Origin of the sequence: Micromonospora sp. A3M-1-15 (genome assembly GCF_024213425.1) — a bacterium.
Taxonomy (GTDB): Bacteria; Actinomycetota; Actinomycetes; order Mycobacteriales; family Micromonosporaceae; genus Micromonospora; species Micromonospora chersina.
Genome location: NZ_JANAVK010000005.1, coordinates 137,675 through 160,333, shown reverse-complemented (window position 1 = coordinate 160,333; position 22,659 = coordinate 137,675). Strand labels below are relative to the sequence as shown.

20 protein-coding genes are annotated in these 22,659 nt (G+C 75.2%); 10 read left to right on the top strand and 10 right to left on the bottom strand.

Features of this window, described 5'->3' with window-relative positions; all coding sequences use genetic code 11:
• Window positions 1-29: 29 nt before the first annotated feature.
• From NLX85_RS24945 to NLX85_RS24920, 6 genes are all read left to right on the top strand, one after another.
• On the top strand, window positions 30-725 hold the full coding sequence (locus NLX85_RS24945; RefSeq protein ID WP_254339037.1) for a thioesterase II family protein: 696 nt from the start codon (window positions 30-32) through the stop codon (window positions 723-725).
• On the top strand, window positions 722-1,582 hold the full coding sequence (locus NLX85_RS24940) for an SDR family oxidoreductase (protein ID WP_254339036.1): 861 nt from the start codon (window positions 722-724) through the stop codon (window positions 1,580-1,582). The genes NLX85_RS24945 and NLX85_RS24940 overlap by 4 nt, the downstream gene beginning before the upstream one ends.
• Before the next feature lie 16 nt (window positions 1,583-1,598).
• Window positions 1,599-4,385: an amino acid adenylation domain-containing protein gene (locus NLX85_RS33530; protein ID WP_254339034.1), complete on the top strand. Its 2,787-nt coding sequence runs from the start codon at window positions 1,599-1,601 to the stop codon at window positions 4,383-4,385.
• Between the two features lie 62 nt (window positions 4,386-4,447).
• Window positions 4,448-5,074 (top strand): class I SAM-dependent methyltransferase, encoded by a 627-nt coding sequence (locus NLX85_RS24930; protein ID WP_254339032.1) that lies wholly within the window; start codon window positions 4,448-4,450, stop codon window positions 5,072-5,074.
• A gap of 180 nt (window positions 5,075-5,254) precedes the next feature.
• The gene (locus NLX85_RS24925; protein ID WP_254339030.1) at window positions 5,255-5,830 is read left to right on the top strand and encodes a hypothetical protein; all 576 of its coding nucleotides are present in this window, start codon (window positions 5,255-5,257) and stop codon (window positions 5,828-5,830) included.
• Between the two features lie 155 nt (window positions 5,831-5,985).
• The gene (locus NLX85_RS24920; protein ID WP_254339029.1) at window positions 5,986-7,290 is read left to right on the top strand and encodes a glycosyltransferase 87 family protein; all 1,305 of its coding nucleotides are present in this window, start codon (window positions 5,986-5,988) and stop codon (window positions 7,288-7,290) included.
• Window positions 7,291-7,368: 78 nt separating this feature from the next.
• On the opposite strand, the gene NLX85_RS24915 is transcribed toward NLX85_RS24920, so the two are convergent.
• The 4 genes from NLX85_RS24915 to NLX85_RS24900 form a co-directional block, all read right to left on the bottom strand.
• Window positions 7,369-8,847: a tryptophan 7-halogenase gene (locus tag NLX85_RS24915; RefSeq protein ID WP_254339028.1), complete on the bottom strand. Its 1,479-nt coding sequence runs from the start codon at window positions 8,845-8,847 to the stop codon at window positions 7,369-7,371.
• Between the two features lie 280 nt (window positions 8,848-9,127).
• Window positions 9,128-9,784: a response regulator transcription factor gene (locus tag NLX85_RS24910; protein WP_107077565.1), complete on the bottom strand. Its 657-nt coding sequence runs from the start codon at window positions 9,782-9,784 to the stop codon at window positions 9,128-9,130.
• Window positions 9,781-11,043 carry a sensor histidine kinase gene (locus NLX85_RS24905; RefSeq protein ID WP_254339027.1) on the bottom strand — a complete coding sequence of 421 codons (1,263 nt, stop codon included), beginning with the start codon at window positions 11,041-11,043 and terminating at the stop codon, window positions 9,781-9,783. The genes NLX85_RS24910 and NLX85_RS24905 overlap by 4 nt, the downstream gene beginning before the upstream one ends.
• Window positions 11,040-11,594: a hypothetical protein gene (locus NLX85_RS24900; protein ID WP_254339026.1), complete on the bottom strand. Its 555-nt coding sequence runs from the start codon at window positions 11,592-11,594 to the stop codon at window positions 11,040-11,042. The genes NLX85_RS24905 and NLX85_RS24900 overlap by 4 nt, the downstream gene beginning before the upstream one ends.
• A gap of 117 nt (window positions 11,595-11,711) precedes the next feature.
• Here NLX85_RS24900 and NLX85_RS24895 point away from each other — a divergent pair, with 117 nt between their 5' ends.
• Window positions 11,712-12,617: an ABC transporter ATP-binding protein gene (locus tag NLX85_RS24895; protein ID WP_254339025.1), complete on the top strand. Its 906-nt coding sequence runs from the start codon at window positions 11,712-11,714 to the stop codon at window positions 12,615-12,617.
• Window positions 12,618-12,725: 108 nt separating this feature from the next.
• Here the strand turns inward: NLX85_RS24895 and NLX85_RS24890 are convergent, their stop codons facing one another.
• On the bottom strand, window positions 12,726-14,486 hold the full coding sequence (locus NLX85_RS24890) for a fatty acyl-AMP ligase (RefSeq protein WP_254339024.1): 1,761 nt from the start codon (window positions 14,484-14,486) through the stop codon (window positions 12,726-12,728).
• Between the two features lie 81 nt (window positions 14,487-14,567).
• Entirely contained in the window at window positions 14,568-14,789 is a 222-nt protein-coding gene (locus NLX85_RS24885; protein WP_254339022.1) for an MbtH family NRPS accessory protein, read from the bottom strand.
• Between the two features lie 418 nt (window positions 14,790-15,207).
• Here NLX85_RS24885 and NLX85_RS24880 point away from each other — a divergent pair, with 418 nt between their 5' ends.
• Window positions 15,208-16,536, top strand: a complete 1,329-nt coding sequence (locus NLX85_RS24880; protein ID WP_254339020.1) for a cation:proton antiporter — start codon at window positions 15,208-15,210, stop codon at window positions 16,534-16,536.
• Between the two features lie 43 nt (window positions 16,537-16,579).
• Here the strand turns inward: NLX85_RS24880 and NLX85_RS24875 are convergent, their stop codons facing one another.
• Window positions 16,580-16,867, bottom strand: coding sequence for a chorismate mutase (locus NLX85_RS24875; protein ID WP_254339018.1), 288 nt, complete (start codon window positions 16,865-16,867; stop codon window positions 16,580-16,582).
• A gap of 185 nt (window positions 16,868-17,052) precedes the next feature.
• Between NLX85_RS24875 and NLX85_RS24870 the strand changes: the two genes are divergently transcribed.
• Both NLX85_RS24870 and NLX85_RS24865 read left to right on the top strand, forming a co-directional pair.
• Entirely contained in the window at window positions 17,053-19,041 is a 1,989-nt protein-coding gene (locus NLX85_RS24870; protein WP_254339017.1) for a glycosyltransferase family 39 protein, read from the top strand.
• Window positions 19,042-19,090: 49 nt separating this feature from the next.
• Window positions 19,091-20,155, top strand: coding sequence for an alpha-hydroxy acid oxidase (locus NLX85_RS24865; protein WP_254339015.1), 1,065 nt, complete (start codon window positions 19,091-19,093; stop codon window positions 20,153-20,155).
• On the opposite strand, the gene NLX85_RS24860 is transcribed toward NLX85_RS24865, so the two are convergent.
• Genes NLX85_RS24860 through NLX85_RS24850 form a run of 3 tightly spaced genes read right to left on the bottom strand, consistent with a single transcriptional unit; the run spans window position 20,142 to window position 22,581 of the window.
• Window positions 20,142-21,206 (bottom strand): ABC transporter permease, encoded by a 1,065-nt coding sequence (locus tag NLX85_RS24860; protein WP_254339012.1) that lies wholly within the window; start codon window positions 21,204-21,206, stop codon window positions 20,142-20,144. The genes NLX85_RS24865 and NLX85_RS24860 overlap by 14 nt on opposite strands.
• Window positions 21,203-22,123, bottom strand: a complete 921-nt coding sequence (locus NLX85_RS24855) for an ABC transporter ATP-binding protein (RefSeq protein WP_254339011.1) — start codon at window positions 22,121-22,123, stop codon at window positions 21,203-21,205. The genes NLX85_RS24860 and NLX85_RS24855 overlap by 4 nt, the downstream gene beginning before the upstream one ends.
• The gene (locus NLX85_RS24850; RefSeq protein ID WP_254339008.1) at window positions 22,120-22,581 is read right to left on the bottom strand and encodes a GntR family transcriptional regulator; all 462 of its coding nucleotides are present in this window, start codon (window positions 22,579-22,581) and stop codon (window positions 22,120-22,122) included. The genes NLX85_RS24855 and NLX85_RS24850 overlap by 4 nt, the downstream gene beginning before the upstream one ends.
• Window positions 22,582-22,659: the final 78 nt, after the last annotated feature.

Sequence of the window (22,659 nt, the reverse complement as noted above, 5' to 3'; positions counted from 1 at the left end):
CGCACCACCCCAACGGAGAGAGGAACGACATGCAACCCACCTCGCTGGTGTGCGTACCCTTCGCGGGCGCCGGCGCCTCCTTCTTCCACCCGTGGGCCGCGCTCGTCGGGGAGCGGCTGCGGATCGTCGCGCTCCAGCCACCCGGGCGGGAGTGGCGGCTCGCCGAGGAGCCGTACACCGACGTGGCGACGGCCGCCGACGGGCTGCTGCCCGGCCTCGTCGAGCAGGTCGACGGGCCGGTCGCGCTGTTCGGGCACAGCCTCGGCGCGGTGCTCGCGTACGAGCTGGCGCACCGGCTGGTCGCCCGCGGCGCCCCGGTCACCCGGCTGATCGTCAGCGGCAGCCCCGGCCCGTGGACCGCACGGACCAACCGGGCCACCGGCCTCGCCGACGACGACTTCCTGCTCCGGGTACGCGAGTTCGCCGGCTACGACCACGAGGCCCTCGCCGACGAGGAGATGCGCGAGCTGATCCTGCCGATCCTCCGCGCCGACGTGGAGATGCACGAGAACTACCGGCCGGGGGGCGACGAGCCGCTGCCGGTCCCGATCACGGCCGTGCACGGCCGGGACGACGAACTGGTCACCACCGCGCAGACCGGCGAGTGGAGCAAGGCGACAAGCGGCGAGTTCACCCAGGTCGAGGTCGACGGCGGGCACATGTACCTCACCGAGGACGCGGCCGGGCTGCTCCGGCTCGTCGAGAGCGAGCTGGCCCGCGGATGAGCGCCGACGCCACCACCAGCACCGCCGGCGGGGCGCGGCTCGCCGGGAAGACCGCCGTCGTCACCGGCGCGGCGCGAGGCATCGGCCGGGCCTGCGCCACCGCCTTCGCGGCCCAGGGCGCCGACCTCGTGCTGCTCGACCGCGCCGAGGACCTGCCCGGGGTGCCCTACCCGCTCGGCACCGCCAGCCAGCTCGCGCACACCGTCGCGCTCTGCCGCGACCTGGGCGCCGCCGTGCTGCCGGTCCGCGCCGACGTCCGCGACCTGGCCGCGCTGGTGGCCGCCGTGGAGCAGGCGTGCGAGCGCTTCGGCACGGTCGACGTGCTGGTCAACAACGCCGGCATCGCGGCGCCGTCCGGAAAGACCGCCGACGAGATCACCGAGGACGAGTGGTCCCTCATGATCGACGTCGACCTCTCCGGGGCCTGGCGGATGACCAAGGCCGTCGGCAAGGTGATGACCGCCCGGCGCGCCGGCAGCATCGTCAACGTCGCCTCCACCGCCGGGCTGGTCGGCTACCGGCACTTCGCCGGGTACGTCGCGGCCAAGCACGGCATCGTCGGCCTCACCCGGGCCACCGCCCTGGACTACGCCCCCATGAAGGTCCGGGTCAACGCGCTCTGCCCCGGCTCGGTCCGCGACGACCACGCGGTGGAGGGGCGGATGCTCTCCGAGATCGCCCGCTCCCTCGACGTGCCGGTCGCCGAGCACGAGGAGACCTTCCTCCAGGCGCAGCCCATGAACGCCCTGATCGAGCCGGAGGACGTCGCCGCGGCCGCCGTCTGGCTGGCCTCCGACGAGTCCCGGCAGGTCACCGGCTCCGTCCTCACCGTCGACGGCGGCTTCACCACCCGCTGAACCCCAGGGAGAGCATGTGCGTACGCTCCAGCCGCCCCCGCCGGCCTCCGGGCCCCGCCGGCACCCCGCCGCACCGGCCGGCGCGCCGGACTGCCACGCGCTGCGGATCCGGCTCGGCCCGCCGGTCGACGACGAGACGGTCGGGGCGCGGCTCGCCGCCCACGCCGGCGCCGCCCGGCTCTGGGTGGAGCCGGTCCCCGAGGACGCCGACTCGCCGGCCGCCGCCCGCCGCCGCGACCGCGAGCTGTCCCGGCCGGTTGCCGCCGGCCTGCGGGCGGTGCTGATCCGGTACGCCGACGGCCCCGCCGACCTGGTCCTGGTGGCCCGGCGGGACGCCTGGGACCCGCCCGCGCTGCGCCGGCTCGGCGCGGCGTTCCGCGGCGGCACGGCCGACCCGGCGCCCACCCCGGCCACCGACCGCCCGGCCGCCCCGGCCGGCGGCGGCCCCGCGTGGGGGCTCGGCGACCCGCGCGCCGGCGACGCCTGGGGCGAGGACCGGACCGTCCTGCCCGGACACCCCGGCGGCGACCCGGCGAGCTGGCTGGCCGCCCTGGCGGTGCTGCTCGCCCGCTACCAGCCGGAGGAGACCGCGGTGGTCGGCGCGCTCGGCGTCCGGGCCGGGGAGGACGTCACGGCGCTGGCCGTGGCGACCCCGGACGACCTCCCGCTGGACGCGCTCACCGCCCGGCTGCGCGACCGCCTCGTCGCGCCGGCCGACCCGTCGCCGCCGCCGGCCGCCCCGGTCGGCCTCGCCTTCGACCTCGGCGACCCGGCCGACGAGTACGTGCCCTGCCTCGCCCCGCGCTTCCCGCTCACCGTCGTCGTCGGCCGGGACGCCGACGGGCACGTGGAGCTGCGCTGGCGGCACCCGCTGCGGGCCGTGTCGCCGGCCGTCGCCGCGCAGGTCGTGCGGCACCTCGCCCACCTGCACCGGCAGGTCACCGACGCCACGCCACCCCCGGTCGCCGCCGCCGACCTCGACGACGCGGCCGGGCGGGAGCGGATCGCCGCACTCGGCCGGCCGGCCCGGCCCCCGGCGAGCACGCCGCGGCGGCTGCCCGAGGTCTTCGCCGACCGGGTGGCCGAGCGCCCCGACGCGGTGGCCCTCTCCGCCGAGGACGCCCGGGTCAGCTACCGGGAGCTGGACGAGTGGTCGAACCGGCTGGCCCACGGGCTGCGGGCGCACGGCGTCCGCGACGGCGACCTGGTCGGCGTGTGCCTGGACCGCTCCGCGGAACTCGTCGCCACCCTGCTCGCGGTGCTCAAGGCCGGCGCGGTCTACGTGCCAATGGACACGGCGTACCCGGCCGACCGGCTCGCGTACACGGTCCGGGACTCCGGGCTCACCGTGCTCGTCACCACGCACGCCGGGTTCCCCGACGTCGACGGGATCACGCCGGTCACCCCGGCCGCGCTGGCCGGGGCCGGCGACGCCGGTGCGGGCGCGCCACCGGACGGCACGGCCGGCCCGGCGGACCCGGCGTACGTCATCTACACCTCCGGCTCCACCGGCCGGCCCAAGGGGGTCGTGGTCCCGCACGCCAACGTGGTCGCCCTGCTCGACGCCACCCGGGACGATTTCGGGCTCGGGCCGTCGGACGTGTGGACGTTCTTCCACTCCGCCGCGTTCGACTTCTCCGTCTGGGAGATCTGGGGCGCGCTGCTCACCGGCGGGCACCTCGTCGTCGTGCCGTACTGGGTGTCGCGCTCCCCGGAGCAGTTCCACGAGCTGCTGGTCGAGCGCCGGGTCACCGTGCTCAACCAGACTCCGTCCAGCTTCGCGCAGCTCGTCGAGGCCGACCGGGAGGCGGGCGGCCCGCTCGCCGTACGCCTGGTGGTCTTCGGGGGTGAGCCGTTGGACGCGCGGAGCCTGCTGCCCTGGTTCGACCGCCACCCGGAGTCGGCGTGCCGGCTGGTCAACATGTTCGGCATCACCGAGACCACCGTGCACGTCACCGCCGGCGACGTCACCCGGGCCGGCGCGCTGGCCGCCTCCCGCTCCGTCGGCCGGCCGCTGCCCGGCTGGTCCGTCCGGATCCGCGACACCGCGGGCCGGCCCGTCCCGCCCGGCGTGCCGGGGGAGATCCACGTCGGCGGCGTCGGCGTGGCCACCGGCTACCTGGGCCGCCCCGACCTGACCGCCGAGCGCTTCGCCGTCGACCCGGAGACGGGGGAGCGGACCTACCGCTCGGGGGACCGGGGCCGGCTGCTGCCCGACGGCACCCTCGAACACCTGGGCCGGATCGACAACCAGGTGAAGCTGCGCGGCTTCCGGATCGAGCTGGACGAGATCCGCTCCGTGCTCACCGAGTGCCCCGGCGTGGCGGCGGCGGCCGTGGTGCTGCGCCGCACCGACCCGGACGACCCGGCCACCGGCCGCATCGACGCCTACGTGGTGCTCACCGCGGGTGGGGCCGCGCCGCTGCGCGAGCGGCTGCGCCGGATGCTGCCCGAGTACATGCTCCCGGCCACCATCACCGCGCTGCCGGCCCTCCCGACCACCGCCAACGGCAAGGTCGACCGGGACGCACTGCCCGAACCGGCCGCCGAGCCGGCCACCCCGGAGGCGCCCGCCGAGGCGGCCGGGGACGACCTGGCCGGCGGGCTTCTCGGCGTCTGGCAGCAGGTCTTCGGCCGCCCCGTGGGCGTCGCGGACAACTTCTTCGAGTTGGGCGGCAACTCGCTCCTGGCCGTGCGGATGGCGGCCATCATGCGCGAACGCGGGCTGCCCCGGCTGCACCCGCGCACCCTCTACCTGAACCCGACCCTGCGCGGCCTCGCCGACGCGCTGCGCACCGGCTGACGCGGCCACGGCCACGTGGGATGCTGGTCGGACCCGGTCGAGCGGGCCGCAGGGGGTCAGCGATGAGCGACGAGCCCTATGACGTCGACTACGACGAGGTCTACCGCGACACCGCCGGCTCGGGCGGCCCGCCCTGGGACATCGGCGGTCCCCAGCCGGCACTCGCGGCCGTGCTCGACGGGGTGAAGGGCCCGAAGGTGCTCGACATCGGCTGCGGCGCCGGTGATCTCGCGATCGCCCTGGCCCGCCGCGGCCACCGGGTGACGGCGGTCGACATCTCGCGTGTGGCGATCGACCAGGCCCGGGCCAAGACCGCCCGCGAGGGCCTCACGGTCCACTTCGAGGTCCAGGACGCCACACGCCTGTCGCTGCCGTCGGCGCCGTTCGACTCGATCTTCGACTCCGGCCTGCTGCACAGCCTCGTCCGGCTCGGCGGCGGCGCCGCGGACGCGTACCTCGCGGCCCTGCCGGGCCTCGCCGCGCCGGGCGCGACCGTCTTCGTGCTGGCGGTCTCGCTGGCGGACGGCCAGGGCTGGGGCGTGACCGAGGACCTGCTGCGGGCCGGCTTCGCCGAGCCGGAGTGGGTCGGCACGGAGGTCGAGGAGATCCAGGTGGCCGCGGAGACCGAGGGCCAGCGGCTCGCGCTGCCCGGCTTCCTGCTCCGCACGGTCCGCGCGCCCGGCGCCTGACCGGCGCCGCAATTCGTCCGGTGTGGACGTCAGGCGTGTGAACGCATTCGTGTCGACCATTCTCTGTTTGTGGTACCCATGTGCTGCGCCCGCGTGATGCCGAAATGGCGTCCCCGGCGATTCCCGCCGGGGCTTCCGGGGCGCGGGACCGTTTTCCGAATCGCATGGAAAGGGCCACTCATGGCTGCACACGTTCGTCGGTTCACGGGGGTCGGCCTGGTGGCGCTGCTGGCGCTGGCCGGCTGCGGCACGACGTCGGGCGAGGCCTCCGGCCGGTCCTCGTCGTCGGCGGCCGCCCCCTCGGCCGTGGCTACCACCGACCCCGCGGCGGCCGCGTCCGTGCAGGAGGGCGTCGACGTCTACCTCAAGCTGCTCGACACCTTCGTGGCGGCGAGCAACGCCGGCGCCGCCGACGCGCCGGACCTGCCGAAGTACGCCTCCGGTCAGGCGCTGCTCACGGTCAAGACCATCCTCACCACCTACCGGGAGCAGGGTGTGCGCACCCAGGGCAACCCGAAGATCGGCAAGCCGGTGGTCACCGCCTTCAGCCCGGCCACCGCACCGACCAGCGCCAAGCTCACCGGCTGCTTCGACAACTCCGACTGGCCGTTCGTGAAGGCCGACGGCAAGCCGGTCGACAACCTCGGCCCGCAGCAGCAGGCCCAGGGGCCCAGCGCGGTCAACGCCACCCTGGCGAAGGCCGCCGAGGGCTGGCGGGTCACCGAACTGGTCATCGAGGGCGCCTGCCCGGCCTGAGAAACCCCGCTCGTCGCCGTGCGACTGCCGGAACTCCGCGGTCGCACGGCGACGCTCCCGTCGTATTCCGGCCGCCTTTCCGCGGTCGCCGAAAACGCCGGGCGGAAAACCGGCGTTGCCGCCGGAAAAGGCACACGGAATCGACGGGAGGACCCATGGACGCGGACGGTCGAGGCACGGCACCCGAGCGCCCCCCGACCCGCACCCGCCGGGGCGTCCCGACGCTTCCGCTCGTCGCCACGGTGCTCACCTTCGCGGTCGGCTTCGCGCAGAAGTGGCCCTGCCACTACGCCGGCTGGCCCTGGGACACCCGGCTCGCCTTCGGCAGCTACTGCTACAGCGACATCCCCATCCTGTTCCGCGGTCGCGGGCTCATCGACGGCGCCTTCCCGTACGCGCCGCAGCCCGCCGGGCCGCCGCTGGAGTACCCGGTCGGCAGCGGGTACCTCATGGACGTCACGGCGCGGCTGTCCCGGCTGTTCACCCCCGGCGCCGACGAGGCCACCGCCGCGCAGGCGTACTTCCTGGTGAACGTGGTGGTGCTGCTGGCGCTGGCGCTGGCCACGGTCTGGGCGGTGCACGCGGTGCTGCGCCGCAGCGGCGGGCGTACCCGGGACGCGCTGCTGGTGGCGGCCGCCCCGACGCTGGCCCTGGCCGGCACCATCAACTGGGACCTGCTGGCCGTGGCCGCCGCCGTGCTCGCGGTGCTCGCCTGGGCGTACGACAGGCCGCTGCTGGCCGGCGCCATGATCGGCCTGGGCACCGCGGCGAAGCTGTTCCCGCTCTTCCTGCTCGGGCCGCTGCTGCTGCTCTGCCTGCGGGACCGCCGGCTGCGCGACTTCGCCCGGACGCTGGCCGCCGCCGTCGCGGTGTGGCTGGTCCTCAACGCTCCGGTCATGGTGCTCTACCCGGACGGCTGGTGGGAGTTCTGGCGGTTCAACGCCGCCCGTGAGGCCGACTTCGGCGCCCTCTGGTACGCCCTCCAGCTCCTCGGCGCGCCGGTGCCGGCGGTCAACGAGGTGGCCCTCGGCGTGCTCGTGCTGCTCCTGCTCGGCGTCGCCGCGCTGGCCCGCTACGCCCGCCGCCCGCCCACCCTGGCCCAGCTCGGCTTCCTCACCGTGGCGGCGTTCCTGCTCACCAACAAGGTCTACTCGCCGCAGTACGTGCTCTGGCTGCTGCCGCTGCTGGTGCTGGCCCGCGGGCACGTGCCGGGGCGGCGGGTGCTGCGCGACTGGGCGCTCTGGCAGGCCGCCGAGGTGCTGCACTGGGTGGCCGTGTGGCGCTACCTGGGGGAGGCGTTGACCGCGGACTGGCAGTACCCGGCCGCCATCCTGATCCGGGTCGCGGTCACCGCGTACCTCTGCGGCCAGGTGGTCCGCGACGTGCTCACCGCCCCCGCCGGCGCCCCGGCCGGCGCCCGTCCGGCCGCGCTGCCCACCCCGGCCCCGCAGCCCGCCTGACGGCGCCGCGCGCCGCGGACCCGGCGACGCGCGACGCCCCCGGCCGCCGAGGGCGGGCCGGGGGCGTCGGGGTCGGCGTCAGTTCTTCGGTTCGGTCCACATGAGGCCGTTGCCCGCCGTGGCGAGTCCGCCCTCGAACAGCGGGGGCTCCTGCGGCGCGTCCTCGCCGAACAGCACCCCCGCCTGGATCTGCGAGCCCTCGAACATCGCGTCGGCGACCAGGCTGGACCGGCCCAGGAAGCCGCTGCCGCCGGGGGTGATGGCGTTCACCGCTGCGCCCAGCTCGGCCGTGTGCGCGCCCTGCCGCCGGATCAGGTCCGTCGAGCCGGCCAGCGCGTCCTCGCCGGAGGCGACGCCACCGACCAGCTCGATGAAGGACTGCATGTCCGGCGCGCTGCTCTGCGTCACCTTGCGGGCCTGCCAGAAGTAGGAGTTCTCGTCCACGTGCAGGTCGTAGAAGCTGACCAGGAAGTCGTGGAAGACGGCGTACTCGCGGCGGTAGCGCTGCTCGAACTCGGTGAAGGCCCGCTCCTCGTTCACCGCGCCGGCCAGCACGCTGTTGATCGACCGGGCGGCCAGCAGGGCGCTGTACGTGGCCAGGTGCACCCCGGAGGAGAAGACCGGGTCGATGAAGCAGGCGGCGTCGCCGACCAGGCACATGCCGGGGCGCCAGAACGAGGTGTTGCAGTACGAGTAGTCCTTGCGCACCCGCACCTGCCCGTAGTCGCCCTCGGTGACCCGGGTGGCGTCGGACAGGTAGTCGGCGATCAGCGGGCACTCGGCGATCAGATCGTGCAGCGCCCGCTCCTGGTCGCCCTGCACCTTGTGTGCCAACTCCCGGCGGACGACCGCGCCGACGCTTGTCAGCGAGTCCGACAGCGGGATGTACCAGAACCAGCCGGCGTCGAAGGCGACGCAGAGGATGTTGCCGCTGTTCGGGGCGGGCAGCCGCTTGCCGCCCTCGAAGTAGCCGAACAGCGCCAGGTTGCGGAAGAACGGCGAGTATTCCCGCTGCCCGCCGACGCTGCCGTGCAGGCTGCCCTTGTTGCCGGAGGCGTCGACCAGGAAGCGGGCGTGCGCCGTCCGGCTCTCCCCGCCCTGCGTGAACCGCACGCCGCGGACCCGCTCGTCGTCGGCGATCACCTCGGTGACGGCGCAGTTCTCCCGGACGTCCACACCGAGCCGGCGGGTGTTCTCCAGCAGGATCTGGTCGAAGCGCCGCCGCTCCACCTGGTAGGCGTGCGAGGTCGGCCCGGCCATCCGGGGCGAGACCGCGAACGCGAAGGTCCACGGCTCCGGGCTGGTGCCCCACTTGAAGGTGCCGCCCTGCTTCTTCATGAAGCCGGCCGCGGCGATCTCGTCGCCCACGCCGAGCAGGTTGCAGATGCCGTGCACGGTCGAGGGGAGCAGCGACTCGCCGATCTGGTAGCGCGGGAAGGTCTCCCGCTCCAGCAGCAGCACCTTCGCCCCGGCCTTGGCGGTCAGCGACGCGGCGGTCGACCCACCCGGCCCTCCACCCACGACGATGACGTCGAACTCTTCCGGTTGGCTTGCCACGAATCCTCCTGCCTTGCACGCGGCCGGGGCCCGGGACACGGCAGACAGCCGTCCCGCCCACGGCGGCTCGTCGGCGTGGGTCACCCGTCGCCCCCGCGGGCGACCACCCGAGCAGCATGATCGGTGGTCCCGGCGGGTGTTCGCCAGGCCGGCGGGAGGCACGCCGGACCGGGCCGCGGGACCGTTCGACCGGCGGGTGTCGGCGGTTGCACGGATCGGCGACCGTCGAACCCCGCCGGCTGGCGCGGACGCCGGATCGCGACCAGGATGGAGGTGCCGGTCAGCTGCTCTCCACCACGCGGTTCTCCCACGCCCACGCGGCGACCTCGACGCGGTTGCGCAGCCCCAGCTTGGTCTGGATGCCGGAGAGGTGGCTCTTGACCGTGCTCAGCGAGATGAACAGCTCGGCGGCGATCTCCTGGTTGGTGCGCCCCCGGGCGATCGCCCGCACCACCTCGATCTCCCGCTCCGAAAGGTTCGGGGTGGGCCGCCCGCGGGCCGGTCTCCCGGCCGTGGTGACGTGCTTGAGCAGCCGCAGGGTCACCGACGGCGAGACCAGCGCGTCGCCGTTGTGCGCGGCGCGGACCGCCTCCACGAGCAGGGCCGGCCCGGCGTCCTTGAGGATGAAGCCGACCGCACCGTTGCGCAGCGCGCCGTAGACGTACTCGTCGAGGTCGAAGGTGGTCACCACGATGACCCGCATGGGGTTGGGCACCCCCGGGCCGGCCAGCGCCCGCGTCACCTCGATGCCGTCCAGCCGGGGCATCCGGATGTCGACCAGGCAGACGTCCGGGCGCAGCCGGCGGGCCTGGGCGATGGCGTCGACGCCGTCGGACGCCTCGGCCACCACGCTGATGTCCGGCTGGTCCTCGAGGATCAGCCGCAGGCCGCCGCGGATCATCGCCTGGTCGTCGGCGAGCAGCACCCGGATGGTCATCGTGCCGTCCTGGAGGGGAGGGGGAGGGTGGCCAGCACGCACCAGCCTCCGCCGGCGCGGGGACCGGTCCGCAGCGTGCCGCCGAGGGTCTGGACGCGCTCGCGCATCCCGACCAGACCGTACCCGCTGCGGTGGCCCTTCCGGGCCGGGCCCGGCGGCGCGTCGTCCACCACCTCCACGGAGATGCCCTGCGCGTCCTGGCCGACGGTCACGGTGACCGACCGGGCGTGCGGGGCGTGCCGCGACACGTTTGTCAGTGACTCCTGGACGATCCGGTAGACCGTGGTGGTCACCTCCGGCGGCCACTGCGCGGCCGGCTCCGGCATCCGCAGCCGCACCGGCGGGCCGTGCCGGTTGAACCGCTCGACCAGGGCGCTGAGCTGCTCCGGGCCGGGCGAGGCGGGCGCCGCGTCCTCGGTGTCCCGCAGCAGCCCGACCACCCGGCGCATGGCCGCGAGGGCGTCCGAGCCGGCCAGCTCGATCCCGGCCAGGGTGGCCGGCAGCTTCTCCGGGTGCTTGCCGGCGACCAGCTGGGCGGCCTGGGCCTGCACCACGATCCCGGTGATGTGGTGGGTGACCACGTCGTGCAGCTCGCGGGCCAGCTCCAGCCGCTCGTCCTGGCGTACCTTCTCGGCGGTGGCCTGGTTGCGGGCGTCCACCAGGCGCAGCGAGAGGCCGACCGCGACGGCGCCCAGCCAGGCCAGCCCGCCCAGGGCGGCCACCGAGGAGATGCCGGAAGGGGAGGGGCGGGCCGCGAACTGGCTGACCACCACGAGGGCGAGGCCGGCGGCGCCCACCGCGCCCGCCGGCGCCGGTGGCAGGGTACGCAGCGCCGCGCCGACAAGCACCGCCAGCGCGAGCGCCATGGCCGGGCCCGGCTCGGCCGGCAGGTGGGCCAGCCGGGCGACCAGCACGGTGCACGCCACGGCGACGAGCCCGGCGACGGCCAGCCAGCCCCGGTGCCACCGGCGCAGCAGCGCGAGCACACACACCACCACGGCGGCGAGCCCACCGAACAGCCAGTACCGGGCGCCCCAGGTCTGCGCGATGGCGACCGCCTCGACCCCGAGCGCGACCAGGAACGCGACGACGAACCCCAGGTCGGCGGCGGTGCCGGCGAGCCGGTCCCAGATCTTCACCCCGTCCACGGTACGGAAGCCCGGCCCGCCGGCCGCGCCGGCCGGGCGGGAACGGTGGGCGCCGTCGGCCCGGCCGGCGCCGGCCAGCGGGGATAGCTGGTCGAGATCGGACACGCTCACCGGGCGCGCGCGGACGGCGTCCAGGCGGCGGGTGCCGGCGCGGCGCCCGTGCGCGCGTCGCTGCCGCGCAGGGTCAGCCCGGCGGCCACGGCGGCCAGCCAGCCCAGCGCGTCCAGCACGGTCACCGCGCTGAACCCGCTCTGGTTGTCCAGCGCGGACAGGTAGCTGCCGACGACCACCAGCAGGCCGCCGGCGCCGATCGCGGCGGCCGGCTGGAGCGGCAGGGTACGCAGCGCGGAGCCGACCAGCACGGCCAGCGCCAGCCCGGTGATCGGGCCGGGCTCCTGCGGCAGGTCCGCGACCAGAGAGACGACGACGGCGGCGGCGGCGAGGCCGATCCCGGCCACCGCGGTGCGGAACCGGTCCACGCCGCGCAGCAGGGCCAGGAGGCAGACGAGCACACCGACCGCGCCGTTGAAGATCGCGTACCCGGTGCCCCAGCTGTCCGAGATCATGAACGCGGTGAAGGCGAGGCCGAGCACGAACACCACGCCGAGGCCGACGTTGAAGAGGATCCCGGCCACACCGGCCGGTCGATTGGTGTTGGTCATGACGCCCAGGCTAGAAAAACTCCGGGCCGGGCGAACCGGTCAAAAGTACGGTCGCGGGCGCGGCGAACCGTGCTTTGGGCCGATGCTGCCACCGGGCCGGGTTCGCAGGATGGGTCCATGCCACACGACGACTCCCCGCCGGTCCTGCGAGCCGAGGGCCTGACCAAGCGGTACGGCAGCCGGACGGCGCTGACGGACTGCCACCTGAACGTCCCGCGCGGGCGGGTGATCGGCCTGGTCGGGCCGAACGGCGCCGGCAAGTCCACGCTGCTGAACCTCGCGTGCGGCCTGACCGCGCCGACGGCGGGCCGCCTGCGGGTGCTCGGCGCGCCGCCGGCCGCCGACGCCGCGCACCTGGCCCGGGTGGGCTTCGTCGCGCAGGACACCCCGGTGTACGCGGGCTTCACCGTGGCCGAGCACCTGCGGATGGGCGCCCGGCTCAACCCGACCTGGGACCAGGGCCTCGCCGAGCGGCGGATCGCCCAGGTCGGCCTGAACCCGGCGCAGAAGGCCGGCGGCCTCTCCGGCGGCCAGCGCGCCCAGCTCGCGCTGACCATCGCCGCGGCGAAGCGCCCCGAGCTGCTCATCTTCGACGAGCCGGCCGCCGCCCTGGACCCGCTGGCCCGCAACGGCTTCCTGCAGAACCTCATGGAGTTCGTCTCCGAGCTGGGCGCCAGCGCGATCCTGTCCTCGCACCTGCTCAGCGACGTGGAGCTGGTCTGCGACTACCTCATCGTGCTCTGCGACGCCCGGGTGCAGGTCGCCGGCGACGTCGCCGACCTGCTGGCCGGCCACCACCGGGTGGTGGCCCCGCGCGGCGAGCTGGACCTGCTGCACCCGCGGGTCGAGGTGGTCGGGATGGAGCACACCGGCCGGTACAGCCGGGCGGTGGTCCGGGCCGAGCGGCTGCTGCCCGAGCCGTCCTGGACGGTGGAGCCGGTCCGCCTGGAGGAACTCGTGCTCACCTACATGACCCGCGCGGCGGGTGCGCCCGGCGGCCGGCTGGTCGGCGCCGGGCGGTGAGGCTCGGTCCCGGGGCGGCCACGGACGGCGGCCGGCTGGTCGGCGCCGGGCGGTGAGGACGCGCCCCGGGGGTCGCCACGGACGGCGGTCTCCGGGGCGCGGCGCGGGTCAGGCGGGGGAGCTGGCGGGCAGCTCGTCGCGGAGCGCCGGTTCGAGTTCGGCGTGCAGCGCCGTGAGGTTCCCGGCGAGGAACCGCTCCCGCATGGCCATCCGCTTGATCTTGCCTGAGGTGGTCCGGCGGACCGTGCCGCGCCGGACCAGCACCACGTTGCGCACCGGGATGCCGAACGACACGGTGAGCCGGCGGGTGACCGCGCTGGCCACCCCCGGCAGGTCGGCCGCGGGAGTCCTCGGGTCGACCTCGTGGACCAGCACGATCCGCTCGTCCGGGGCGGCGACGCCGAAGGCCGCGCCGAGCTGGCCGCCGAGCGCGTGGTGCGCGGCCCGGGCCTCCTGCTCGACGTCCTGCGGGGCCACGTTGCGGCCGTGCACGATGAGCAGCTCCTTGAGCCGGCCCGTGATGAACAGCTCGCCGTCGAGCAGCGCGCCCAGGTCGCCGGTGCGCAGCCAGTCGCCGTCCCCGCCGTCGGCCAGCCGGGCCGCGAAGGTGGCCGTTGTGGCCTCCGGCCGGCCCCAGTAGCCGCGGCCGATGCCCGGCCCGCGCAACCAGATCTCGCCGATCCGTCCGGCCGGCAGCTCCCGGCGCGTGCGCGGGTCGACGATGCGGGCGGTGAACGGCACCGGCCGGCCCACCCCGACCATCGGCTTGCCGCCCGCGTCCACCGGGTGCAGGGCGGGTTCCCCGGCCGACTCCAGCCGGGCCCGGTCGACCTGGCGTACGGTGGGCGGCTCGCCGGCCAGCTTGGTGCTCACGTAGATCGTGCACTCGGCCATCCCGTACGCGGGGGCCACCGCGTGCGGGGGCAGCCCGATCCGGGCGAAGCGCTCGGTGAACGCGGTCATCGTGGGCCCGTGGATCGGCTCCGAGCCGTTCCAGGCGTACCGCAGCGCCGACAGGTCCAGCCCGTCGAGCTGGTCGTCGCGGACCAGCCGCAGGCACAGCTCGTACGCGAAGTTCGGCGCGGCCGTGGCGGTGATCCGGTGCCGGGAGAGCAGCCGGAACCACTCCACCGGCCGCCGGACGAACTGCGCCGGCGGCATGAGGACCACCGGGGCGCCGATCAGCAACCCCGCGGTGAGCTGGGCGAAGAGCCCCATGTCGTGGTGCAGCGGCAGCCAGCCGCCGATGCGGTCGTCCGGGCCCAGGCGGTCGTGCCGGGCCAGCGCGGCGAGGTTGTCCAGCACCGCGCCGTGGGTGAGCACCACGCCCTTGGGCGAACCGGTCGAGCCGGAGCTGTACTGGAGCACGGCGACGGTGTCCCGGTCCGGCCGGCGGTCGGCGGGCACCGGCCCCGCCGCGGCGCCGGCGTCACCCACCACCTCGACCGGCAGCGCGTCCAGGCCGTGCCCGGCCAGCTGCGCGGTGACCGCGGCCAGGTCCTGTTCCGTGGTCACCACGAGACCCGGGGCGCAGTCGGTGGCGATGGCCGCCACCCGCTCGGTGGCGGTCGCCGAGCCGCCGGGCACCGGGGCCGGTACGGCCACCAGGCCGGCGCGCAGGCAGGCCAGGTAGAGCTCGGCGAACTCGGTGCCGGTCGGCAGGGCGATCACCACCCGGGCGCCCGGTGCCAGCCGCCCGGCCAGCGCCGCCGCCCGCCGGTCGACCCGGCGGGCCAGCTCCCGGTAGGTCAGCCGCTGCTCCTCGTCCGGTCCGTGCGCGACGGTGAGCGCGGTCCGGTCGGGCCGGGCCACGACGCGGGCGGCGAACGCCTCGCTGAGGCTCCGGTACCCGTCGAGGTCGATCGTCATGACGTGTCCCCTCAGGTCGTGGCGCCGGCCCGACGCCGGGTCGCGGGTCGCGCCGCCGGCGACGGCGCGGCGGCCCCGCGGTCAGTTCTGCGGCTGCTTCTCCATCGCCTCGATCAGGCTCTTCGGCCGCATGTCGGTCCAGGACTTCTCGATGTAGTCGAGGCAGTCCTGCCGGCCGGCCTCGCCGAAGACCGTCTTCCAGCCGTCGGGGACGTCGGCGAAGACGGGCCAGAGCGAGTGCTGGCCCTCGTCGTTGACCAGGACCAGGTAGGTGGCGTCGGGGTCTTCAAACGGATTCGGCACGGCGTCGCCCTCCATCGAACGAAACGGGTCACGGTGGTGGCGGGTGGTCGCCGAACGCCGCCGCGCGGGCCGCCGGCGGCGTGGCCACGGCCCACCCCTCGGGTGGCCACGGCTCCACCGCGAGCACTATGGACCAGCTCCGCGTGACCGAACAAGAGCGCCCGGTGGCCGCCCGGGGGGCGTACAACTGCGTGGCCGGGACGGTTGGACAGCGGGTGCGGGTCGCGTTGACGCCTCCTCCGGGCGGCTGGAACGCTGACGCCGCCGGCCCGACGCCCCGTACCGCTGTCGAGCCGCTCGCCGCCGCCGGCGTCACCGGGACTCCCCGGCGCCGGCCGCAGCCGGGCGTCGTCCCGCCCGCGACCGGCGCGCGCGGCCGGACCCCCACGGCACCCGGCCTTCGAGGAGCGCTGCCACCATGCCCACCACCGTCGCCCCGATCAGCGCCGACCAGGTCCTGCTCCTGCTGCTGCAACTGGGCGTGCTGCTGCTGCTCGCGCTGCTGCTCGGCCGGCTCGCCGTGCGGCTGCGGCTGCCGGCCATCGTCGGCGAGCTGTCCGCCGGCGTCCTGCTCGGACCGTCGGTCCTGGAGCCGCTGGCGCCCGGCGTCTCCGACTGGCTGCTGCCCCGCGACGCCGCCCAGTTCCACCTGCTCGACGCCGTCGGCATGGTCGGCGTGCTGCTGCTCGTCGGGATCATCGGCACCGAGCTGGACTGGCGGATGGTCCGCCGGCAGGGGGCCACGGCCGCCCGGATCAGCCTGGCCGGCTTCCTGCTGCCGCTGCTGCTCGGCACCGCCGTCGGCCTGGTGCTGCCGGCGTCCTTCGTGGCCGGCGCCGGTGACCGGACGGTCTTCGCGCTGTTCCTCGGTGTCGCGCTCTGCGTCACGGCCATCCCGGTGATCGCCAAGACCCTGCTCGACATGAACCTCATGCACCGCAACGTCGGGCAGCTCACCCTCGCCTCGGGAGCCATCGACGACGTGCTCGGCTGGCTGATGCTCTCGGTCGTCGCGGCGATGGCCACCACCGGCGTGCGCGCCGGGCAGGTGGCGCTGTCCGTGCTGCACCTGGCGGTGATCCTGCTGGTCGCCGTGGTGGTCGGCCGGCCGGTGGTGCGGTGGACGTTCCGGGCCACGACCCGGTCGGCGGAGCCCGGCCCGACGCTCACCGCGGCGGCGGCGATCGTCTTCCTCGGCGCGGCCGGCACCCACGCGCTGGGCATGGAGCCGGTCTTCGGCGCCTTCCTCTGCGGCATCCTGATCAACGTCTGCGGCGGACTGGAGCCGGCCCGGCTGGCGCCGCTGCGGACCATGGTGCTCGCGGTCTTCGCGCCCCTCTTCTTCGCCACGGCCGGGCTGCGGATGGACCTCACCGGCCTGGCCGACCCGCTGGTGCTGCTCGCCGCGCTCGCGGTGCTCGCCGTCGCCGTGGTCAGCAAGTTCGCCGGCACGTTCGTCGCCGCGCTGGGCAGCCGGCTCAACCGGTGGGAGGCGCTCGCCATCGGCGCGGGGATGAACTCCCGGGGCGTCGTTCAGATGATCATCGCGATGGTCGGGCTGCGGCTGGGCGTCCTGAACACCCAGTCGTACACCGTGGTCATGCTGGTCGCCATCGTCACCTCGCTGATGGCGCCGCCGGTGCTGCGCGCCGCCATGCGGCGGGTCGAGACCACCGCCGAGGAGCAGCTGCGGCAGGCCGCCCGGGCCGTGCCGGCGCCGGAGCTGCGGTCGGCGCCGCCCCGGTGACCGGCGGCCTCCGCGCCGGCCCGGCCACCGGGACGGTACGCGGTCAGAGCGGACCGCGGCCGGCCCGCAGCACGAGCAGCGCGAGCTGGGTGCCCTCGTCGCCGATGCCGGCGCGGAACCGGGCCAGGATCTCCTGCTCGCGGGAGAGGACCAGGCGGGTGCCGCCCGAGGCGAGCCGCATCCGGCCGATCTGCCGGGAGAGCCCGGCGCGCTCCTGCCACAGTCCGATGATCGTCGCGTCGATCTCGTCGATGCGCCGTCGCATCGACGAGATCTCGGGGGGCCGGCCGTCGGCCGGTCGGGTCGGCGTACTCGTCGTCTCGTCCACCATCGACCTCCTCGTGCGGTGTCGGGGCCGGTGCCGATGCTGACCGTCCACGCCCGATCCGGGAAGCCGGTCGCCGTTCGACTGCGTCGGGGCGTCAGTCGTACGCGTGCCGGCGCGCTGCCCAATCGGGACGCCAGCCCCTACAGTCCTTCCGGCATGCATCCCGACCGATCCCTGGAGGGAGCGCCGTGGCCGACGCCGGAACCGTGACGCGCGCCCAGCCGGCGCCGGAACGCGCCGTCGACGCACCGACCCGGGCGTCCCGGCTGCGCTTCTGGCGGTCGCCGGCCGACCAGCCCCGCTGGGCCCGCCCGGCGCTACTCGCCGTGGCCGTGCTCGCCGCCGTCGTCTACGGCTGGCAGGTCCGGCACGCCGGCTACGCCGAGTACTACGCGGTCGCGGTGCGCAGCATGTCGGTGAGCTGGCGGGCGTTCCTGTTCGGCGCGTTCGACCCGGGCGCCACGGTGACCGTCGACAAGCTGGCCGGGGCCTTCCTGCCGCAGGCGCTCGCCGCGCGGGTGTTCGGCTTCCACCCGTGGTCGCTGGCGCTGCCCCAGGTGGTCGAGGGCGTGGTGTCGGTGCTCGTGCTGTACCGCCTGGTCCGGCGCTGGTGCGGCGCGCCGGCCGGGCTGCTCGCCGCCGCGATGTTCGCCCTCACCCCGATCGTCGCGTCGATGTTCGGGCACCCGATGGAGGACGCCGCGCTGACCATGTGCCTGGTGCTGGCGGCCGACGCGTTCGTCGCCGCGCTGGCCGGGGCGCGCACGGGCCGGCTGGTGCTCGCCGGGGTGTGGGTCGGTCTCGGCTTCCAGGCGAAGATGCTCCAGTCCTGGCTGGTGCTGCCCGCGTTCGCGCTGACCTGGCTGGCGTTCGCCCCGGCGTCCTGGCGGCGCCGGCTCGGGCAGGTGGCGCTGGCCGGCGCGGCCACCGTGGCGGTGTCGCTGGCCTGGGTGGTGCTGCTCACCGTCGTGCCCGCCGGGGACCGCCCGTACGTGGACGGCACCACGAAAGACAGCGCGGTCGCCATGGTCTTCGGCTACAACGGCCTGGACCGGTTCGGCGCACACGTGCCGGGCACGGTCGAATCCGGGTTCACCACCCCGGACCCGGCCGGCCCCGCCGACGCGGCCGCGTCGCCCGCCGGGTCCTGGCACAAGCTGGTCGACCCGGGGTACGCCACCCAGATCGGCTGGCTCCACCCGCTGGCACTGGCCGGCCTCCTGGTGGGGCTGCTGCGGGGCCGTCGCGCCGGCCGGACGGATCCGGTCCGCGCCGGTTTCGTGCTCTGGGGCGGCTGGCTGGCCACGGCCGTGGTGGTGTTCAGCGGGATGACGTTGACCCACCGGGCGTACCTGGCCACGCTGGCTCCGCCGCTGGCCGCGCTCGCCGCCGCCGGGGTCGTGCTGTCCTGGCGCGCGCTGCGGGACCGGTGGGCCACCTGGCTGCTCCCGGCGGTGCTGCTCGTCCAGCTCGCGTGGACGGCCCACCTGGCCGGCCGGTACGCCGGGTTCCTGCCGTGGCTGACCTGGCCGGCGCTGGCCACCGCCGCGGCGGCCACCGCGGCGCTGGTCGTCGTGGGCCGGCGGCCCGGTCGGCCGGGTCGGGCCACCGGGGCGCTGGTCGGGGCGGGCCGGCGGACGGAGAGGCCGTGGCGGGCCGTGGCCGCGCTGGGCGTGGCGGCCGTGCTCGCCGTGCCGGCCGCCTGGGGCCTGTCCGTCCTCGACCGCCGCTACGCCGGCACCGCCTTCGAGGCCGGCGCCGGCCCGAGCGGTCCGGTCGGCCTGGCCCTGGACGCCGACACCACCGACACCCTCACCGAGCCGCGCCGGCGCCTCGACGACTACCTGCTCGCGCACCGCGACGGGGCGCGCTACGTCGCGGCCACCTCGTCCTGGCGAACGGCTTCGCAGTTCGTGCTTCCCACCGGGCAGCCGTTCCTGCCGCTGGGCGGGTACAGCGGCCTCGTGCCCCAGCCGACCCTCGCCCGGCTGCGCGCGCTCGTGGACGCGGGGGAGCTGCGGTTCGTCCTGCTCGGCGGGGTCGGCGGCCTCGGCACCACCGATTCGGAGCTGTCCCGGATCATGACCTGGGTGCTGTCCTCCTGCCGCGAGGTGCCGGCGGCCGAACACGGCGGCGGCGACGAACTGCTGGTCTACCGCTGCGGGCCGGGCTCGTGACGGGCCACCACGGGGGGCCGGTCGCGGCGCCCCGACGGGAGGAGAGCCGATGACGTCCCTGCTGACCCTGCACGACTACGCGGCCGAGGCGTCCCGGCGGCTGTCCCCGCCGGTGTGGGACTTCATCGAGGGCGGCCAGGGCGACGAGCGCAGCCTGCGGGCCAACCGGGAGGCCTTCGAACGGGCCACCCTGGTGCCCCGGGTCCTCACCGGGACCGCCGAACCGGAGACCGGCACGCGGATCCTCGACGTGGACTGGGCGGTGCCGTTCGCCATCGCCCCCACCGCGTTTCACGCCATGGTCCACCCGGACGGCGAGCGGGCCACCGCCCGCGGCGCCGCCGGCCTGCCGGTGCCGTACGTGGTGAGCACCATGGCGTCCGTGCCGTTCGCGGACATCGCGGCGGTCGCCGGTGGGCCGCTCTGGTTGCAGCTGTACGCCTTCGCCGACCGTGCCGTCACCCGGCACGTGATCGCGCAGGCCGAGTCGGCCGGCATGAGCGCGCTGATGCTGACCGTGGACGCCCCGCGGCTGGCCCGCCGCCTGCGCGACCTGCGCCGGGACTTCCGGCTGCCGCCGGGCATCCGGGCGGTGAACCTGCCCGACGCCGACCTCGTCTCGCCCGGCGAGCACAGCCGGCGGGCGTTCGCCCCGGCGCTGGACTGGGGCGAGCTGGCCTGGCTGCGCTCGGTGACGGAGCTGCCGCTGCTGGTCAAGGGGGTGGCGGCGGCCGAGGACGCGGCCCTGGCGGTGGCCCACGGCGTCGACGGGATCGTGGTGTCCAACCACGGCGGTCGCCAGTTCAGCGCGGCCCCGGCGACGCTCGACCTGCTGCCGGCGGTCGTCGACCGGGTGGCCGGCGCGGTGCCGGTCCTGCTCGACGGCGGGATCCGTGGCGGCTCGGACGTGCTCGTCGCGCTCGACCGGGGCGCGGACGCCGTGCTGGTCGGCCGCCCGGTGCTGCACGGCCTGGCCGTGGGCGGGGCGGGCGGCGTACGCGGGGTGCTCGACCTGCTGGCCGAGGAGTTGAGTGAGGCGATGCTGATGGCCGGCCGCCCGCGGGTCCGGCCCGCCCCGTCCCGTGTCCCGCTGGCCGGGGTCAGCCCGCGCTGAGGTCGGTGCGGCGGACGATCCACCAGACGGCGGCGAGGGCCACCGCGGCCAGGCCCAGATAGCCGGTCGCGACGATCAGATGGAATTCGGGGATGCGGCTGCCCGGCTGGTACTGCACGTGCTGCTGGAGGTGGAGGTTCGAGAGGCAGGAGAGCATCCTGTCGCCGTCGTTGTCGGGCGGGCAGAGGCGTTGCAGCTCGACGCCGCTGAGCTGGCGCCCCGAGGCGTCGAACGCCCCGGACGGTCCGTCGCCACCGTAGTCGACCATGCCGCCCTTGACGACCAGGGCGTTGTCGCGCAGCGGGCCGCGGTCCGGCCCGTCCATCTGCAGGCGCGTGGACAGCGGCGTCATGAGGGTGGGGTAGCGCCACTGTACGAGGTAGGTCAGGCCGATGAAGCCCGCGATCATGCCGAACACGGCGGGAAGCGTGCGTTTGACCGCGGCGCCGAGCGCGACGCCGATGACGAACCAGCAGATGCTGATGGCGACCGGCAGCATGCCGGTGTTCAGGAACGGCAGGTAGTCGAAGAGGGTCACCGGGGCGACCTGGGCTTCCAGGTGCGCCAGGTGGTCGCTGACGCCGGCGACGGCCGCGGTCACGGCAATCACGAACAGGCCGAGGAGCCCGAGCCTGGTCCACAGCCAGCGTGTCGGGGAGACGTCCTGGCTCCAGGCGAGCAGCAGTGTGCGCTGCTCGTGCTCCCTGGCCAGCACCGGAACGCCGATGAACAGGCCGATCAGCAGCGGCATGTACTGCACCAGCCGCGACAGGGCGCCCAGGGTGAGGACCAGGTTCGAGGACCCGGCGAGCCGCTCGCCCTGCGGGGAGTTCTCCGGGCAGAGCGTCTCGTGACACTGGTGCCACAGGTCGGTCAGTTCGATGGACAGGTAGGTCATCCAGCCCACCAGGACCGCGGCCAGGACGAGCGTGCCGATCAGGGTCCAGCGGTGCTGACGCCAGGTCAGCCACAGCAGGCCGCGGACACCCCCGGCGGACCCGAGATCGTCCTGGCTGTTCGTGGGGGCGGGCGCTCGGGTGACCGGGCTCATGCTGCTGTCTCCAGATCGCGGTGTGCCTGGGACGAGGCCCGGAGGTAGGTCAGGATCAGCTCGTCCAGGGTGACGGGCCGGGCGGTCCAGCCGGGGGCGACGACGGCATGCGCGCCGGGTGTCGTCGGCTGCCGGAGGATGAACGTGGACTGGCGGTCGGTGTGCTGCGCCTGGACGATCGCGCCCGGGCCCGGTGGCTGGTCCGCGCGGGGTCCGGTCAGTCGCACGTGGCTGTCGAGCAGTTCCTCGACGTCGCCGTCGAGCACGGGCCGGCCCGCGTCGAGCAGCAGCAGGTGGTCACCGACGCCACTGAGTTCGGCGATGATGTGGGTCGACAGCATGACGGTCATGTCGCTGTCCGCGGTCTCGGCCATGAGCTCGCCGGTCACCTCGGTGCGGGCGACCGGGTCCAGGTTCGCGAGGGGTTCGTCCAGCAGCAGCACCGCCGGGCGGGAGCCCAGGGCGACCGCCAGCGCGACCTGCGCCCGCTGGCCACCGGACAGCTTGCCGCAGCGGCGGTCCAGGGGGATGTCGAAGCGCCGCAGCCACGACACCGCTCGCCGCTGGTCCCACACCCGGTTGGTGGCCCTTCCGAAGCGGAGCATCTCCGACACGCTGAAGTCCCGGTACAGCGGCTTGTCCTGCGCCAGGATCGCGACCCGGCTCCCGGCGGAACCACCCCCGTGCGTGGACCTGCCCTTCACCACCGGTCGACCGTGGACCAGTACCGATCCGGATGTGGCCGCCAACGTGCCGGCGATGATGCTCATCAGCGTCGACTTGCCCGCGCCGTTCGCGCCGACCAGCGCGACGATGCGGTTCGCGGGCAGTTGGAAGCTGCACTCCCGCAGCGCCCAGACGTCGCCGTAGCGCCTGCTCACGGTGCGGGCGTCCACGGCGATGGACCGCTCGCTCATGCGGCGCCCTCCTCCTTCTGCGACCCGGCGCCCGCTGACGGCGCTGCCTGCGTCCGGTCGCCGCCAGGCTGGGCCCTGCGCGCCGACTGGTCCACGATCACCGAGGCGAGCAACGCCTGGACGTCCTCGTCCTCCAGACCGGCCGCACGGGCCTGGCCGAGCCACCGGGCCAGGCTGCCGCGTAAGCGGGCCATGACATGGGGATCCGCGTGGCCGAGCGTTCCGCTGACGAAGGTGCCCGCCCCCTGCCGCGCCTCCACCAGGCCGGACAGCTCCAGCTCCCGGTAGGCCTTGAGCACCGTGGTCGGGTTGACCGTGCACGAGGTCACCACGCTGCGCACGGTGGGGAGTTGGTCCCCGGGCCGCAGCGTCCCGATCCGTAGCCCTTCGCGCACCTGCCGCACCAGCTGGGCATAGGCGGGGACGCTGCTGGACCGGTCGACATGAAAGTTGATCACCTGGCGATCCTCCTCGTCAGCGCTCCGGGTCGCACAGATTGTTCTGCTTGAGTAGAACACCAGACAACCAGCATGGCA

Bases quoted from the DNA above. Each gene is read 5' to 3' on its own strand.
- NLX85_RS24930 (WP_254339032.1), top strand. From the start codon at position 4,448: ATGAGCGACGAGCCCTATGACGTCGACTACGACGAGGTCTACCGCGAC.
- NLX85_RS24880 (WP_254339020.1), top strand. From the start codon at position 15,208: ATGCCCACCACCGTCGCCCCGATCAGCGCCGACCAGGTCCTGCTCCTG.
- NLX85_RS24865 (WP_254339015.1), top strand. From the start codon at position 19,091: ATGACGTCCCTGCTGACCCTGCACGACTACGCGGCCGAGGCGTCCCGG.
- NLX85_RS24875 (WP_254339018.1), bottom strand. From the start codon at position 16,867: ATGGTGGACGAGACGACGAGTACGCCGACCCGACCGGCCGACGGCCGG.
- NLX85_RS24900 (WP_254339026.1), bottom strand. From the start codon at position 11,594: ATGACCAACACCAATCGACCGGCCGGTGTGGCCGGGATCCTCTTCAAC.
- NLX85_RS24910 (WP_107077565.1), bottom strand. From the start codon at position 9,784: ATGACCATCCGGGTGCTGCTCGCCGACGACCAGGCGATGATCCGCGGC.
- NLX85_RS24855 (WP_254339011.1), bottom strand. From the start codon at position 22,123: ATGAGCGAGCGGTCCATCGCCGTGGACGCCCGCACCGTGAGCAGGCGC.
- NLX85_RS24920 (WP_254339029.1), top strand. From the start codon at position 5,986: ATGGACGCGGACGGTCGAGGCACGGCACCCGAGCGCCCCCCGACCCGC.
- NLX85_RS24940 (WP_254339036.1), top strand. From the start codon at position 722: ATGAGCGCCGACGCCACCACCAGCACCGCCGGCGGGGCGCGGCTCGCC.
- NLX85_RS24895 (WP_254339025.1), top strand. From the start codon at position 11,712: ATGCCACACGACGACTCCCCGCCGGTCCTGCGAGCCGAGGGCCTGACC.
- NLX85_RS24860 (WP_254339012.1), bottom strand. From the start codon at position 21,206: ATGAGCCCGGTCACCCGAGCGCCCGCCCCCACGAACAGCCAGGACGAT.
- NLX85_RS24890 (WP_254339024.1), bottom strand. From the start codon at position 14,486: ATGACGATCGACCTCGACGGGTACCGGAGCCTCAGCGAGGCGTTCGCC.
- NLX85_RS24925 (WP_254339030.1), top strand. From the start codon at position 5,255: ATGGCTGCACACGTTCGTCGGTTCACGGGGGTCGGCCTGGTGGCGCTG.
- NLX85_RS24945 (WP_254339037.1), top strand. From the start codon at position 30: ATGCAACCCACCTCGCTGGTGTGCGTACCCTTCGCGGGCGCCGGCGCC.